This is a genomic window from Brevundimonas sp. T2-11, assembly GCF_055397675.1.
This window is the reverse complement of the sequence record NZ_AP027920.1, coordinates 932,322-947,529: the sequence shown is the minus strand read 5'-3', so window position 1 is coordinate 947,529 and position 15,208 is coordinate 932,322. Positions and strand designations below refer to the sequence as shown.

Below are 15,208 nucleotides of genomic sequence, written 5' to 3'. Positions count from 1 at the left end.
TCACGCCGCACGGCAACAAAAGAAAAGCCCGCCGGCTGCAAGGCTCGGCGGGCTGATCCGATGTCGTAGCGCCGCAAACGCGGCGCGAAACTCAGTGGGCGGGCTTGGAGCGCAGAGCGAAGAAGCCGATCACGAACAGGGCCACGCCGCTGACAAGACCCGCAAGGAAGCCAGCGCCGACTGCGAACCAGACCGTCAGCAGCAGCAGGATGGCGGCCGTCAGCAGCGAGCCCCACTTGGCCATGAAGACGAACAGATGCCAGGTCGAAACCTGCTCCGAGATTTCCATCGAGCCGTGCACATAGGCGTGTTCGGCGTTGTCTGCGTGCGGGTCGGCCATGGCGTCTTCCGGAAAAGAGTCGAGATTTCGACGGTTCTTATAGCGGTCGGCGCGCGACGCTCAAGCCCGCGCAGCTCATGACGACATTCTGCGCCTAGCCCGCCAGCGCCTCGAACTGATCGACCAGGCGTTCCAGCCGCTTGGTCCCGATGGTCCAGAAGGCCGGATCGCGCGGATTCAGGCCAAAGGGTTTCAGCGCCTCGACATAGGTCCGCGCTCCGCCGCCCGACAGCAACTCGCGATACAGGGGCGTGAAGGCCGCCGGATCCTTGGCGCGCGTCTCCATCAGGGCCGCGACCAGCAGGTCGCCGAAGGCGTAGGCGTAGACATAGAAGGGCGAGTGGACGAAGTGACTGACATAGGCCCACCAGTTCTCGTAGCCCGGGTTCAGCGTCACCGCCGGGCCGAGGCTGGCGCCCAGCTCCTCCATCCAGATCTCGCCGATGCGATCGACCGACACCTCGCCTGCGGCGCGCTCGTCGTGGAAGCGGGTCTCGAAGCGGTGGAAGGCGATCTGGCGCACCACCGTGTTCAGCCCGTCCTCGATACGGCCGGCCAGGAGCGCGCGCTGATCCTCGGGCGTGGCGTCAGCCAGCAGGCGGTCGAAGGTCAGGCCTTCGGCGAAGATGGAGGCGGTCTCGGCCAGGGTCAGAGGCGTGTCGGCCAGCAGCGAGCCCTGCGCCGCCGCCAGGGTCTGGTGCACCCCGTGACCCAGTTCGTGGGCCAGGGTCAGCAGGTCGCGCCGCTCGCCCATCCAGTTCAGGAAGACATAGGGGTGGCGGTCCGCCGTCACCGGGTGGGCGTAGGCGCCCGACTGCTTGCCCGGCCGCGCCCGCGCGTCGATCCACGGTCGGTCGAAGAACCAGCCGGCGCGCTCGGCGAAGTCGCCGCCCAGGTCGGCGAAGCTAGCCAGCACCACCTCGCGGGCCTGCCCCCAGTCATAGGTGCGCGGCGGCGTGGCCTCGATGGGGGCGTTGCGGTCCCAGTGGTCCAGCGTCGTCTTGCCCATGGCCTTGGCCTTGAGCGCGTAATAGCGGTGCGAGATGCGGGGATAGGCTTCGGCCACGGCCTCGGCCATGGCGTCGACGCTCTCGCCGTCGACCTCATTGCCCAGGTGACGGCTGTCGGCGGGGCGCTTGAAGCCGCGCCATCTGTCTTCCAGCGCCTTGTCGGCGGCGACGGTGTTCATGACCATGGCCATGGTCCCCGCCTTGTCGGCGAAGGCTTTCGACAGACCCTCGGCGGCGGAGGCGCGCCTGGCGCCGTCGGCGTCGCTGAGGCGGTTCAGGGCTTCGGACAGGGTCAGGGTCTCGCCGTCAGCCTCGGCCCGCAGCGCGGCCAGGGTCTCGTCGAACAGGCGCGGCCACTGGGCCTGGATGGGGCCTCGCTCGGCGACGAAGGTCTCAAGCTCGGTCGAAAGCTCGTGCGGCTTCATCGCCCGCACCCGGCGCAGCCAGGGCGACCAGCGCGCGGCGGCCGGATGGGCGGAAAGCGCGGCCTCGATCTCGGCCTCGTCCAGTTGATTGATCTCCAGCGTCAGCCAGACGGTCGGGGTGGCGATGACCGTCATCTTCTCGCGGATATTGGCCTCGAACCCTTGCGCGCCCGCATCGTCGCGCGCCGTCGAGGCCGCGAGGAAGGCGTAGGCGCCGAGACCGCCCATGACGTCCGCCGCCTGTTCGTACAGGGCGATCGTCTGATCCAGCGCCTGACCCAGAGCCGCCGCCTCGCCGCGTCGGCCGACCAGCTGGCCCTGGAAGGCGTTCATCTGATCCACCAGGGCCTTGGCCCGATCCAGGTCGGCGCTGATGCGCGTATCCTCGCGAGAGGCGTAGAGGTCGGACAGGTCCCACAAGGGGGCGTCGGCAAAGTCGGTCGTCTTGACGGGCGCGTTCATGTCCTTGGTTTTGGGGACCCCGCCGCCCCAGCGCAACGGGTGCGGCGACAGGACGCCCGAAATCGACAGAGATTTCTCTGGACGCCTGCCGCTCGGACGAGGATTGTCACCGGTATCATAATACGAATTTCAAGCACCGGGGGAACAGCGCCATGACCAGGTCCATCCATCGACGCGGCCTCTTCGGCGGACTGGCGGCGGGCGCGGCGGCGGCCAGCCTTCCGGCTCCAGCCCTGTCCCAGTCTCGCGACCAGATCGCCCCCTTCGGTCGTGACTGGAGCGAGCAGACCTGGGCGCCGGGCGTCGAGGGCCAGAGGCGCGCGGATCGCGGCGACGGAAGCTTCCTGAACCCGGTTATCGCCGGGGACCGCCCCGACCCGACGATCCTGAAGGACGGCGACGTCTACTACATGACCTTTTCGTCGTTCGAGTCCGTGCCGGGGCTGGTGATCTGGCGATCAACCGACCTGATCAACTGGACACCGATCACAGCCGCCCTGACGCGCAACATCGGCTCGGTCTGGGCGCCGGAGCTGTGCAAGCATGACGGCCGCTACTTCCTCTACATCCCCGCCCGCACCGAGACCTATCGCACCAGCTACGTCTCATGGGCCGACCGGATCGAAGGGCCGTGGAGCGATCCGATCGACCTGCACCTGCCGGACCATATCGACCCCGGCCACATCGTCGGCGAGGACGGCAAGCGCTATCTCTTCCTCAGCGGCGGCGACATGGTTCCACTGGCCGATGACGGCCTGTCGACCACCGGTCCGGTCCGTCACGTCTATGATCCCTGGCGCTATCCCGACGACTGGACCGTGGAGAGCTTCTCGCCAGAGGGGCCCAAGCTGATCCGCCGGGGCGACTGGTTCTACATGATCACCGCCGTCGGGGGGACTGCGGGGCCGCCGACCGGCCACATGGTCATCGCTGCCCGCTCGCGCTCGATCCACGGCCCCTGGGAAGACCATCCTCGCAACCCTCTGGTCCGCACCCTCTCGGCCGCCGAAAAGTGGTGGTCGCGCGGCCACGCCACCCTGATCGAAGCGCCTGACGGCCGCTGGTGGATGGTCTATCACGGCTATGAAAACGCCTTCTGGACCCTGGGGCGCCAGCTCCTGCTTGATCCGGTCGAGTGGGACGACGACGGCTGGTTCCACGCCCGGGGCGGCGACCTGTCGAAGCCTCTTCCCCTGCCCGTTCCCAGGACGCCGGCAACGCCCCTGCCCGCGCACGGCATGGCGCTATCCGACGACTTCAGCCGCGACAAGTTCGGGGTCCAGTGGAGCTTCTACGATCCCGCGCCGGGAGAAGCCGAACGGTTCCAGCGTCGCGACGGCGTCCTGCACCTCAAGGCCAAGGGGCAATCGCCGCGAGACTGCTCGCCCCTCACCTTCATCCAGGGCGATCAGGCGTACAGGATCGAATGCGACATCGAGATCGACCCCGGCTGCACGGCCGGTCTGGTGGTCTTCTATGACCACGCCCTCTACGCGGGGTTGGGTTTTGACCAGGAGCGCTTCGTCACCCACCAGTTCGGGCTGGAACGCGGTCGCCCTGACAATCCGCACGGACGCCGCATGAAGCTGCGCCTGACCAACGACCGCCACATCATCACCTTCCATCACAGCATGGACGGCGAGACCTGGACCAAGTTCGATCGCCAGATGGAGGTCTCGGGCTACCACCACAATGTGCGCGGCGGCTTCATGATGCTGCGCCCCGGCCTCTACGCGGCAGGGACGGGCGAGGCCCGGTTCCGCAACTTCCGCTTCCAGGCGCTGTAAAGGCCGCGCTTCCCATCGAGGGCGATCCGTCGTCTGATGCGACCTTGAGCCAAGGAGCAGGCATGACCGCATCGCCCCCGGACCACAGCCATGACGGCGCCAGCGGCCGCGCCTCTCTGAACGGGGCTCGGGGACTGGCCGCCGTTCGTCTTGGCGTCGGCCTGGTCCAGGGCCTGTTGCTCTATGCACTCTACCGCAGCGGGTCCTCGCACGACGCCCTGATGTGGCCGGCCACCCACCCGCCGCTGTTCGGCGCCCTGATTCTCGCCTGCGCCTTCACGCCCGTCATGCTGCTGGCGGGCGTGGGACGGTTGCCGATCAGGGCCCTGGTCGTGTGGGGCGTAATCGCCTCGGCGATCCTCATGCTCCTCGGCTGGCATGATGCGGCGCAACAGACGCGGGAGCATTTCTACCCGCCCTATCTCCGATTCCCGGTCATCGCCTTCGCCGCCGCCGCCCTGTTCATCGCCCACCACCTGATCGTTCCGGCCGTCGCGAGCCGCCGATGGATCGCCGACTTCGACGACTATTTCGACACGGCGTGGAAGGCCGGGGTGCAATTGGGCCTGTCGCTGGGCTTCACCGGGGCTTTCTGGCTGCTGCTGTTTCTCGGCGCGGCCCTTTTCCGGGTCATCGGCCTCAGCTTCCTGTCCGATCTGGTCGGCGAAGAGTGGTTCTCCATCCCCGTCACCTGCCTGGTCTTCGCTGTCGCGGTGCAACTGACCGATGTGCGCAGCGGACTGATCCGGGGCGTGCGGACCGTGGCCCTGATGCTGCTGTCCTGGCTGTTGCTGGTCATCACGGTGCTGGTGGCGGGCTTCCTTGCGGCCCTGCCCTTCACCGGGCTGGACGGCCTGTGGAAGACGGGCAGCGCCACGGCCCTGGTGCTGTCGGCCGCCGCCGCCCTGATCATCCTGATCAACACCGCCTATCAGGACGGTCGCGAAGACAATCTGCCGCCGGTGGTGCTGCGCGTGGCCGTGCGAGTCGCCGCCGTCCTGCTGACGCCGCTGATCCTGATCGCTGTCTGGGGCCTGTCCTTGCGCGTCGGCCAGCACGGCCTGACGCCGGACCGGATCATCGCCTCGGCCTGCGCCGCAGTCGGGGTGGTCTACGCCGCAGGCTACGGCTGGGCCGCGCTGTCGCCCTTCTGGAAACAGACCGCCTGGATGAAGCCGCTGGAGCGCACCAATGTCGCCGCCGCCGTCCTGACGGTCGGCGTCATCCTGGCCCTGTTCAGCCCCCTGCTCGATCCGGCACGCCTGTCGGTGGCGGATCAGGTCGCCCGGCTGAAGCGCGGCGAGGTCAGCGCCGCCGCGTTCGACTACGCCTTCCTGCGCTTCGAAGCGGGCAAGGCCGGACAAGCGGCTCTGGCCGATCTGGTCCGGTCATCCGACGCCGAGATCGCGCGGCTGGCCAGGCAGGCCCGGACCACCACTTCCCGCTATGACGTGGAACAGGCGACGGTCCCGCCCCGCACGCCGCGCATCGCCGCCTGGCCTGCAGACGTCGCCCTGCCCGCCGGCTTCGTGGCCCCGGTACGGCCCGGCGATCCCCGCTATGGCTGCCTGGAAACCGCCGAGTGCCTGGCGACCGCCCGCGACCTGAACGGCGACGGGAAGACCGAAGTCCTGCTGGCCGACAACTATCGCATCGCCCTGTTCGCGCAGGGGGCCGAAGGCGTGTGGGCGCATCAGGGGGACTATCGCTTCGTCTACTGCGGCACGGGCCCCAAGAACGTCCGCGACCTGCTGAAAGACCCGCAGACCATGCCGCGCGCCCCCTTCTGGCCGGACCTTTCAACCGCGCGCGGAGCCGCCCGATTCCAGCCGGAAGAGAAATGTCCGCCCCCCGTCGCCGTTAACCCCTGACTCAGTTCTCCGAAACCCCATCTTCACCCCCTGCCTGCTAAGGCTTGTTTCGAGACGAGCCGATCCCGCACAATGAGGACGGCCGCTACGGTGATGATTTAGGGTGTATTCATATGGCCAAAACCGTTCTGGTCGTCGACGATGATCCCACGCAGCGCCGCCTGATTCAGGCGGTGCTCGACCGCGAGGGCTACGCCGTCGTCCACGCCGAAAGCGGGGGCGAGGCGATCGACCGCCTGACCAAGGGCGGCGGCGCCGACGTGGTGCTGCTGGATCTGGTCATGCCGGGCCTGTCGGGTCTTGAAACCCTGGCGGAGATCCGCACGGCGGGCGTGCCCACGCCGGTCATCGTCCTGACCGCCAACGGCGGCATCGAGACGGTGGTCAAGGCCATGCAGGCCGGGGCCCAGGATTTCTTCGTCAAGCCGGTCGGACCGGAGCGCCTGCTGATCGGAGTGCGCAACGCCCTGCAACTGACCCAGCTGTCGGCCGAGATCGGCCGTCTGAAGAAACACGTCTCGGGTCGAACCTCCTTCGACGACATGGTCGGCGACAGCGAGCCCATGCGCATGGTCAAGGCGCTCGGCGTGCGCGCCGCCAAGTCCGGCATCCCGGTGCTGATCACCGGCGAGAGCGGCGTGGGTAAAGAGGTGATCGCCCGCGCCCTGCACGGCGCCTCGGATCGGGCGGGCAAGCCCTTCGTGGCGGTCAACTGCGGCGCCCTGCCCGCCAATCTGGTCGAGTCCATCCTGTTCGGCCACGAGAAGGGCGCCTTCACCGGCGCCCATGAGAAACACGCCGGCAAGTTCGTCGAGGCGAACGGCGGCACCCTGTTCCTGGACGAGATCGGCGAACTGCCGCTGGACATGCAGGTCAAGCTGCTGCGCGCCCTTCAGGAAGGCGAGGTCGATCCCGTCGGCGGCAAGCGCCCGGTCAAGGTCGACGTCCGCATCGTCTCGGCCACCAACCGTGACCCGGCCCAGCAGGTCAAGGAAGGCGCTTTCCGCGAGGACCTCTTCTATCGCCTGAACGTCTTCCCGATCGAAGCCCCGGCCCTGCGCGAGCGGCGCGAGGACATTCCGGCCCTGGTCGAGCACTTCATCGCCCGCTTCAACGTCGAGGAAGGCAAACGCGTCGCCGGCTGTTCGTCGGAAACCCTGGCCCTGCTGCAGGGCTACGACTGGCCCGGCAATGTTCGTCAACTGGAGAACGCCGTCTATCGCGCCCTGGTCCTGGCGGACTCGCCTCTGCTTCAGCCGCACGACTTCCCGGCCATCTCGGGCGTCGCCATGCCGCTGACATCAGGCGCCGTCGTCTCTCACGAACGCGCCGAGACGCCCGTCAACGACGCGGGTGCCGAGGCCCAGCCCGACAGCCCGGTCCGCATCATCGACGCGCGCGGCCACGTCCGCACCCTGGAAGAGATTGAACGCGACCTGATCCAGCACGCCATCGAGGTCTATTCCGGCCACATGAGCGAGATCGCCCGACGCCTCGGCATCGGCCGCTCGACCCTGTACCGCAAGGTCCGCGAACAGGGGCTGGAAGAGCAGTTGAAGGAAGCGGGCTGAGTCCTCAGCCCGGCTCAGGACCGTAACGGTTGGGTCCGGGCGTTCCTCTCAGACACAGCAGGACGATCAACCCGATCAGGCTGATCATGTAGAGCAGGTTGTTGGCGAACAGCAGGAAGAAGGGGCCGAGCGCGGCCTCGTCCGATTGCATGAACCGCTCCATCACCCAGGGAAAGAGGATGGAGGCGACCCCGCCAAACACCAGAGGCGGCAGGCCCCACCAGCCGGGGCGCCCTGTGTCATGCAGCCGCCGCGTCACCGCCGCCGCCAGCAGGATGCCCGCCGCGACGAACACCAGTCTCACGACCCAGAACAGCCCGCTCATGTCCGGCATCGGTGCGGCGTCGGGATCGTGGATCTGGACCGAGTACTGGCCGGGCCCCGCCGTCACCGTCACCTGCTCCGGGTTCTCGGCGGCGTAGCGCGCCGCCTCCTCAAAGACGCCGGACATCGTCGGGATCATGGCCGCCGCCATGCCGACATAGAGCAAGACCGCCACGACCAGGGCATAGGGCCAGAAGCGCCCTCGCTGATCCCGTCCGCGGAAATCCGCCAAACGCCTGAAACCGTCCCATACCGCCGACATTCGCCGCCCCCGCAGAATCACATTCGCGGCACAGGGTTACGTCGGCCTTCGTCCCGGGTCATCCGCGAAGATGTGCTAGTCTGCGGTCATGAGCGACCAGAACGACGCCCCCTCCCCCGCGCCGGCGGAAGCCGCGCCGCCGGAAACCCCGATCCAGCGCGCCCTGCGTGAAAAGCAGAAAGCCATCGCCGCCCGCCCCAAGCCCCCGCGCGGCGGCCGATTCCAGCGCGAACAGGCGGCGCGGGTCAGGAACGGCTCCGCGCGGCCGTGGAGCAGCAAGTAGACCTGGCAGCGAAAGCGGACAGACTGACTGTCCGTTAGGGGTGGCTGATGGACGTTCGATCAGTGGCCAGCTTTGTTGGCTCCCCGCCAGAACATGATGCCAGAAGCGGCTATCATCACGCTCACGAAAAGCCCCCAGAGCTTTGCGGCAGTCACCAGTGAGGGGAATACCCCAAGCCATAAGTCTTTCGACGTCAGAACGTTCTCAACGGCCACAAAGATGGGGTTCAGCGCCAGGAGCAGGACTCCAATGGGCCATGACAACCGGATGACCTTGCCCATTAGGGCAAAGATAATGGGCCCAGTGATTTTGGCTCGCACGCGGATCGCTCATTAACAAAGGCTACTGGAGGTGCTTCTTCTGGGAAAGGCTTGGTGCGAACCTCCGCAATGGGTCGCTTGCGGCCCTGAGCGTCGCCCCTTGGCGGAGCGCCCATTTTCTCGAATGGTCTGCCTCCACAGCGGATGCCAGTATCTGGCGGCTAGTTCATTCAAGGGAGATCGCGATGGCGGCGCTGTTGGCTTTGTTCGGTGCGCTTTCGATCAGCTCGGCGACGGTTCAGGACGATTGGCCAGAGGTCGACTGCGCCAATGCAGGCTCGACGCTTGAGCAGAACGTTTGCGCCGGGCGCGATGTCAGGGCTCTGGAGGAGACCCTGCGCCTGTACACGGACACCGCCTATGCGGTCCTGCGGGAGAACGGCGAAAGAGATTCCGAGCCCTTGATAGCGAACATCCGTGAGGGCGAACGGCTGTGGCGAGCCTATGTGGAGGCGGCATGCGGAGCGGTGGACAGCTATTGGTCGCCCGGCACGATCCGTACAGTCATGGCCGCCAGTTGCGAGATGGAGCTGATCCGGGAACGCACCCACTACATCTGGCGGGAATATCTGACGCCGATGGAAGGGATGCCCCGCCTGGCTGAGCCGCCGCGCAGCGGTTTCGAATGAGGCGGCGGCCGAGCTGAGAGACCGCCGTCAGCCACGGAACCTTCAAAGAAGAAGGTCCGCCCTCGCGGGCGTTGATTGCGTCAGACCGGCAATCAGGTGTTCAGACCTTCTCGATACAGGAGCGGCGCCCGAAAGGTCACTCTTCGCGCTTCGCCTTGCGCATCCAGGGGCGGGTTTCCTCGCCCTTGGCCTTGGCGGTGATTTCCTTGAGCTTGCGGCCTTGCATGGCCGACAGGGCCTGACCGGGGGCGCCCTTGTCGGGGTCGGCGAAGGCGCGGCCGTGGGTCTGGATGCGTTCGCCGACCGAATCGAGGAAGTCGCCCTCCCACTCGGACAGCGAAACGCCCGCCTTCTCTGCCGAGCGGCGGGCGCGTTTCAGGGCGTTGAGCGCAGACCGCTTGGCGGCTTCCTTCTGCTGCTCCCAAGGGCTCGGCGAAGGCTTCTTTTTGGGGGCGCTATCGCCCTTCGGGCTACTTGAGCGAGTCTTGCTGGCGCTATCACCCTTCGGGCTGCTGGAGCGCGAGAAGCCGCTGGAGCGCAGTTTGGATGCATCGCCGCCCTTCAGGCTGCCGGAGCGTGAAGGGCGGTCGCTGGGGGGCTTGAAGGGCGTGCGCTTCAGGCCCGCCTCCCTCAGATCTCGCCGAGGGCCGACAGGTAGAGGTCCAGGATCGCTTCTTCTTCCTGACGCTTGGCCTTGTCCTGCTTGCGCAGGCGCAGGACCTTGCGCAGGACCTTAACGTCATAGCCCTCGCCCTTGGCCTCGGCGAAGACCTCCTTCATGTCGACCATGACGGCCTGCTTGTCCTCCTCGAGGCGCTCCAGGCGCTCGATGATCGAGCGCAGACGGCCCTGGGCCGTGGCGGTCAGGACGTCCGAGGCGGCGTCGAAGGCGGGGGCGTCGTCGGCCATGAGGAAAGCTCCGAAACTTGAATTGGCCGGCGGGCGACCGTGACCCCACTCTCAAGCAGACCGGGGGGCGAGAGGGCAAGAAGGGAATCGCCCCAATGCGCCTCGGGGACGAATCGGGTTCGATTCCGGGACCTGACGCCGGACACGAAAAAGGCCGCGGACATCGTCCGCAGCCTTTGAATATCGTAACCGCGGCGCCGACACCGGCGCCGACGCGGTTCTTAGCCTTGCTTGGCCTTGAAGCGCGGGTCGGTCTTGTTGATCACATAGACCACGCCCTTGCGGCGAACGATCTTGCAGTCGCGGTGGCGACCCTTGAGCGACTTGAGCGAGCTGCGGACCTTCATGGTCGGACGTCCCGAAGATTGGAGGCCCGTGAGGGCGGTCAAAAACAAATGCGCGAAGAGCCTGCGGACAGGACCTTGCGGCGGAGCGGTGCGTATAGAGAGGCCCCGGCCTTTCGTCAACATTCCGCGCAGGGATTCCGCTGGAGGCCTGGCCTCCGAGTCGAACGGAGGGTCTCCGGACATGCACGTCCGGCGCGTCGCCCCTCCGCCACCAGGCCGTGTCCAAGGGAGCCGGAACGTAAAACGCCGTTCCTTAAAAGCAACCTGTCGCAAATGGTTAGCGTGGACTTAACCCTTTTCACGGAAACCCCTTTCGGCTTCGCGCGCTTGTGATTGGTCGTGGAATTCGGGGGCGTTAGCCTGTGGTCATGCGTATCGCCTATCGTCTTGCCCTGATTGGTTCTGTTGCGGCCTGTGCGCCCATGGTTCCGACGCCGCCTCAGCCGCAGCCCGCGCCGCCCGCCGTCGTGGAGCCCGCGCCCGCGACGCCCGCGCCGGCGCCGCCGCCCGCCGCCACGGACCTGTCCGACGCCTATGACCAGGCCAGCTTCGAAGCGTGGAAGAAGAGCTTCATCGATCGCCTGGGCGGGACACGGAAGTGGGAATACTCGCGCGAACTGAACGGCGTCACGCCCAACGCCAGCGTCATCCGCCTGGATCGCAACCAGCCCGAATTCTCACGTCCGGCCGGCGCCTATATCCAGAGCGCCACCGCCCCCGCCCGAATCGGCATGGCCCGTCAGCGCGTCGACCGCGTGCCGTGGGAGGTGACCCAGAGATTCGGCGTGCCGACCGAAATCCTGCTCGGCGTCTGGGCCCAGGAGAGCGCCTTCGGTCAGGTCCAGGGCGATTTCGACGTGGTGCGCTCGCTGGCGACCCTGGCCTATGACGGCCGCCGTCGAGCCTGGGCCGAGGACCAGTTGAAGAACGCCCTGGATATCATCGTGGACGGCCGCCGCGACCGCGCGGGCCTGAAGGGCAGTTGGGCGGGCGCCATGGGCCAGACCCAGTTCATGCCCGACAACTACCTGAAGCTGGGCGTCGATCAGAACGGCGACGGCAAGGTGGACATATGGGGCTCGGACGCCGACGCCCTGGCCTCGGCCGCCAATCTGCTGGCCCAGGCCGGATGGAAGCGCGGTCAGGGCTGGGCCTATGAAGTCGTCCTGCCGGCCAACTTCGACTACAGCGAAGCCGAGGGTCCCAAGCACAACTGGGCCTATTGGGCAGGCCGTGGGGTCCGCCTGGCCAACGGCTCGGCGCCGAACAGCGAGGAAGCCTCCGAGGGCGCGACCATCCTGTTGCCCCAGGGCGCCAAGGGACCGGCCTTCCTGGCCCTGCCCAACCACTATGTGATCCGTCGCTACAACAACTCGGTCAGCTACGCCCTCGCCATCGGCCTGATCGCCGACGGAGTGCAGGGCAAGCCGCCGCTGACCGTGGCCTGGCCCAACGACGGCCCCCTGACCCGCGAACAGCGCGTCGGCGCCCAGACAGCCCTGACGCGCATGGGATTCGACACCCAGGGCGTCGACGGCGTCATCGGCTCCAACACCCGCGCGGCGCTCCGCCGCTGGCAGCAGGCCAACGGGCGGGTGGCGGACGGCTATCTGACGGACGTCCTGGCCGACGAGTTGATCCGGCGGGCGCGGTAGGCTTCTCCCTCTCCCGCCGGGAGAGGGTTCCCTCAAGGATTACCCCTTCACGCGCCAGGTGGCGCCTTGCGGGCCGTCCATGACGACGACGTTCAGTTCGTTCAGGCGGTCGCGAATACGGTCCGCCTCGCCCCAGTTCTTTTCGGCGCGGGCGGCGGCGCGTTGTTCCAGCAGGCTCTCGACCTCGGCCTTCAGCGCAGGATCGCCGCCCTCGAACCAGTCGTCGGGCGTCAGGGCCAGAACGCCCAGCAGGCCGGCGGCCTCCTGCAGCGACCAGCGGGCCATGGCCACGTCGTTGATGTCGGCCTCGGCGTCGTTCAGCAGGTCGCGCAAGGCGTTGCCCAGACCAAACAGTTGGGCGATGGCGCCCGGCGTGTTGAGGTCGTCCTCCAGCGCGTCCAGCACCGGGTCCAGTGCGTTCTCGGCCAGCTCCATCTCCGCCTCTTCCAGCGTGGAGAGATCGAAATCGCCCAACCGGGCGTCGGCGTCGCGCAGGACGCCGTAGAGACGGTCGAGGTTCTTGCGGCTCTGCTCCAGCAGGGTCTGGTTCCAGTCGAGCGGCTGGCGATAGTGGGCGCTCAGCAGGGCCCAGCGCACCACCTCGCCCGGCATGGCCTTCACCAGATCGTGCAGCAACAGGACGTTGCCGATCGACTTGGACATCTTCTCGGCGTCCACGGTCAGGAAGCCGTTGTGCATCCAGTAACGAGCGTATTCGTCGTGGGCCTGATCGCCGTGGGCGTGGCCGTGGGCGCAGACGCCCTGGGCGATCTCGTTCTCATGGTGCGGGAAGACCAGGTCGATGCCGCCGCCGTGGATGTCGATGGGCAGGCCCAGCGTCTGCTCGATCATGGCCGAGCATTCGATGTGCCAGCCGGGACGCCCTGCACCCCACGGCGACGGCCAGGACGGCTCATCCGCCTTGGACGGCTTCCACAGGACGAAGTCGTGCGGGTTCTTCTTGTAGGGCGCCACCTCGACGCGGGCGCCGGCGATCATGTCGTCCAGATTGCGGCCCGACAGTGCGCCATAGGAAGGATAGCTGGAGACGTCGAACAGGACGTGACCCTCAGCCGCGTAGGCGTTGCCGGCGTCGATGATGGCCTGGATCTGGGCCGTGATGGCGTCGATGTAGTCGGTGACATGCGGGGCGATGTCGGGCGGGCTGACGTTCAGCAGACCCATATCGGCCAGATAGGCCGCCTCGTAGCGGGCCGTGATCTCGCCGATCGGCACGCCTTCCTTCGCGGCCTTGGCGTTGATCTTGTCGTCCACGTCGGTGACGTTGCGGGCGTAGACGACCTTGTCCGCCCCGTAGGTCCGGCGCAGCAGCCGCACCAGGACGTCGAACACCACCGGCGGGCGCGCATTGCCGATATGGGCGTAGTCATAGACCGTCGGGCCGCAGACATAGAGCGTCACCCGGTTCGGATCGCGCGGCGCAAAGGCGCGCTTTTCACGGCGGAGGGTGTCGTGGATGTGCAACGGCATGGGCGACAGTCTTTTGCGAGTTTTCTTGCGGGACGGACGACGTGTCCCATATAGCGGCCTGATTACACATCCTGCGCCCATTGGTAAAAGGTAAGCCGCAGCGGACCCTCCCCCGCCGCCGTTGGACAGATTCATGAGCACCACGCCCGCCAAGCCCGTTCTCGTCGCCAACGAGGAAGCCCCCAAGCGCCCCAGCCGCGAACAGGCGCTGGACGCTGTCCGCACCCTGATCGCCTGGGCCGGCGACGATCCCTCGCGCCCCGGCCTGATCGACACGCCCAAGCGCGTGGTCGACGCCTATGGCGAATGGTTCGACGGCTACGACGCCGACGCGGGCAAGGAGCTGTCGCGCACCTTCGAAGACGTGACCGGCTATGACGACATGGTCATCCTGCGCGACATCGAGATCGAGAGCCACTGCGAGCACCACATGGCCCCCTTCCTCGGCAAGGCCTATGTCGCCTACCTGCCGGGCGAGAAGGTCGTGGGCATCTCCAAGCTGGCGCGCGTGGTCGAGATCTTCGCCCGTCGCCTGCAAAACCAGGAGACCCTGACCAACGACATCATCGAGGCCATCGAATCGCACCTGCAGCCGCGCGGCGTGGCCGTCCTGGTCGATGCGGCGCACCAGTGCATGACCACGCGCGGCGTTCATCACCGCCACGTCACCACCATCACCACCCGTTTCACCGGCGCCTTCAAGGACGATCAGGCCCTGACCGACCGTTTCCTGAAGCTGGCGCGAGGCTAAGAAAGCGCACTGAGTCCAAAGGGTTTGAACCGGTCGTTTCGCAGCTGCGAAACGGCCGGTTATGCAATCTTATTGCCGGCTGACGCGAATTCGTCATGCAAGACGGCTTTACAAGCCCGGCTCGGGACGCCAAGAGACGATCCATACCTTTGAGTGCTGCTCGCCGAAGAACGCGGGCCATGATGGAGACGACGGCGTATGGGCTCTAAACTTTCCGGTCCCTCGGGCCAGGGCGGCAAAACGATCGAACAGAACGCGGAGATCAACGTCACCCCGTTCGTCGACATCATGCTGGTGCTGCTGATCATCTTCATGGTCGCCGCGCCTCTGGCCACCGTGTCAATCAAGCTCGACCTGCCGCCGGCGACGCCGTCGAGCACGAACGAAAAGCCCAAGGACCCCGTGTACATCACGATCCAGGAGTCGGGCAGCATCTACATCGCCGAGCAGGAAACTTCGATCGCCAAGCTGCCGGCCGACGTTTGCGCCGCGCAAGACGTGACGACCGACTGCCGCGAAGAGCGCGTCTTCGTCCGCGCCCAGCCGGAAGTGAAGTACAACCAGTTCATGGAAGTCATGAACAAGCTTCAGGAAAACGGCTTCTACAAGGTCGGCCTGCTGAACGAAGACATCGAGTAGGGCTTAGCCTCCGCTCTCATGAATCAGGGCCGCTCCTTCGGGGCGGCCCTTTTTCTTTGCCCGAATTCGCACCCCGAACCGCATCGCGCGCTTGCCCCCGGGGCAAGGCCGGTCCTTGATGCGATCGTCAGT

Annotated in this window: 15 protein-coding genes; 8 read left to right on the top strand and 7 right to left on the bottom strand. The window is 66.8% G+C overall.

Annotation, left to right across the window (positions count from 1 at the left end; all coding sequences use genetic code 11):
* Nucleotides 1-91: 91 nt before the first annotated feature.
* The gene (locus ACZ5XO_RS04675) at nt 92-340 is read right to left on the bottom strand and encodes an aa3-type cytochrome c oxidase subunit IV (protein ID WP_464164151.1); all 249 of its coding nucleotides are present in this window, start codon (nt 338-340) and stop codon (nt 92-94) included.
* Nucleotides 341-434: 94 nt separating this feature from the next.
* Nucleotides 435-2,237, bottom strand: a complete 1,803-nt coding sequence (locus ACZ5XO_RS04670) for a M3 family oligoendopeptidase (protein ID WP_464164150.1) — start codon at nt 2,235-2,237, stop codon at nt 435-437.
* 152 nt (nt 2,238-2,389) lie between these two features.
* Here ACZ5XO_RS04670 and ACZ5XO_RS04665 point away from each other — a divergent pair, with 152 nt between their 5' ends.
* From ACZ5XO_RS04665 to ACZ5XO_RS04655, 3 genes are all read left to right on the top strand, one after another.
* On the top strand, nt 2,390-4,024 hold the full coding sequence (locus tag ACZ5XO_RS04665) for a family 43 glycosylhydrolase (RefSeq protein WP_464164149.1): 1,635 nt from the start codon (nt 2,390-2,392) through the stop codon (nt 4,022-4,024).
* A gap of 62 nt (nt 4,025-4,086) precedes the next feature.
* The gene (locus tag ACZ5XO_RS04660) at nt 4,087-5,895 is read left to right on the top strand and encodes a DUF4153 domain-containing protein (protein ID WP_464164148.1); all 1,809 of its coding nucleotides are present in this window, start codon (nt 4,087-4,089) and stop codon (nt 5,893-5,895) included.
* Nucleotides 5,896-6,008: 113 nt separating this feature from the next.
* Entirely contained in the window at nt 6,009-7,466 is a 1,458-nt protein-coding gene (locus ACZ5XO_RS04655; RefSeq protein ID WP_464164147.1) for a sigma-54-dependent transcriptional regulator, read from the top strand.
* Nucleotides 7,467-7,470: 4 nt separating this feature from the next.
* On the opposite strand, the gene ACZ5XO_RS04650 is transcribed toward ACZ5XO_RS04655, so the two are convergent.
* Nucleotides 7,471-8,052 carry a DUF805 domain-containing protein gene (locus ACZ5XO_RS04650; protein WP_464164146.1) on the bottom strand — a complete coding sequence of 194 codons (582 nt, stop codon included), beginning with the start codon at nt 8,050-8,052 and terminating at the stop codon, nt 7,471-7,473.
* An 88-nt stretch (nt 8,053-8,140) separates the two neighbouring features.
* On the opposite strand from ACZ5XO_RS04650, the gene ACZ5XO_RS04645 reads away from it, so the two are divergent.
* Nucleotides 8,141-8,335: a hypothetical protein gene (locus ACZ5XO_RS04645; protein ID WP_464164145.1), complete on the top strand. Its 195-nt coding sequence runs from the start codon at nt 8,141-8,143 to the stop codon at nt 8,333-8,335.
* Between the two features lie 505 nt (nt 8,336-8,840).
* Nucleotides 8,841-9,284 carry a lysozyme inhibitor LprI family protein gene (locus ACZ5XO_RS04640; protein ID WP_464164144.1) on the top strand — a complete coding sequence of 148 codons (444 nt, stop codon included), beginning with the start codon at nt 8,841-8,843 and terminating at the stop codon, nt 9,282-9,284.
* Nucleotides 9,285-9,420: 136 nt separating this feature from the next.
* Here ACZ5XO_RS04640 and ACZ5XO_RS04635 read toward each other — a convergent pair whose 3' ends face one another.
* The 3 genes from ACZ5XO_RS04635 to ykgO all read right to left on the bottom strand — a co-directional run bounded on the left by ACZ5XO_RS04635 (nt 9,421) and on the right by ykgO (nt 10,540).
* Entirely contained in the window at nt 9,421-9,663 is a 243-nt protein-coding gene (locus ACZ5XO_RS04635) for a hypothetical protein (RefSeq protein ID WP_464164855.1), read from the bottom strand.
* A 251-nt stretch (nt 9,664-9,914) separates the two neighbouring features.
* Nucleotides 9,915-10,193, bottom strand: coding sequence for a nucleoid-associated protein GapR (gene gapR, locus ACZ5XO_RS04630; RefSeq protein ID WP_105562911.1), 279 nt, complete (start codon nt 10,191-10,193; stop codon nt 9,915-9,917).
* A gap of 221 nt (nt 10,194-10,414) precedes the next feature.
* Entirely contained in the window at nt 10,415-10,540 is a 126-nt protein-coding gene (gene ykgO / locus ACZ5XO_RS04625; protein ID WP_006274063.1) for a type B 50S ribosomal protein L36, read from the bottom strand.
* 368 nt (nt 10,541-10,908) lie between these two features.
* On the opposite strand from ykgO, the gene ACZ5XO_RS04620 reads away from it, so the two are divergent.
* Nucleotides 10,909-12,195 (top strand): lytic murein transglycosylase, encoded by a 1,287-nt coding sequence (locus ACZ5XO_RS04620; RefSeq protein WP_464164143.1) that lies wholly within the window; start codon nt 10,909-10,911, stop codon nt 12,193-12,195.
* Nucleotides 12,196-12,234: 39 nt separating this feature from the next.
* Here the strand turns inward: ACZ5XO_RS04620 and cysS are convergent, their stop codons facing one another.
* Nucleotides 12,235-13,686, bottom strand: coding sequence for a cysteine--tRNA ligase (cysS, locus tag ACZ5XO_RS04615; protein ID WP_464164142.1), 1,452 nt, complete (start codon nt 13,684-13,686; stop codon nt 12,235-12,237).
* 133 nt (nt 13,687-13,819) lie between these two features.
* Between cysS and folE the strand changes: the two genes are divergently transcribed.
* Together folE and ACZ5XO_RS04605 are read left to right on the top strand one after the other, a co-directional pair.
* Nucleotides 13,820-14,437, top strand: a complete 618-nt coding sequence (gene folE / locus ACZ5XO_RS04610) for a GTP cyclohydrolase I FolE (protein WP_464164141.1) — start codon at nt 13,820-13,822, stop codon at nt 14,435-14,437.
* A 198-nt stretch (nt 14,438-14,635) separates the two neighbouring features.
* Nucleotides 14,636-15,076: a biopolymer transporter ExbD gene (locus ACZ5XO_RS04605; protein ID WP_464164140.1), complete on the top strand. Its 441-nt coding sequence runs from the start codon at nt 14,636-14,638 to the stop codon at nt 15,074-15,076.
* Nucleotides 15,077-15,208 lie beyond the last annotated feature (132 nt).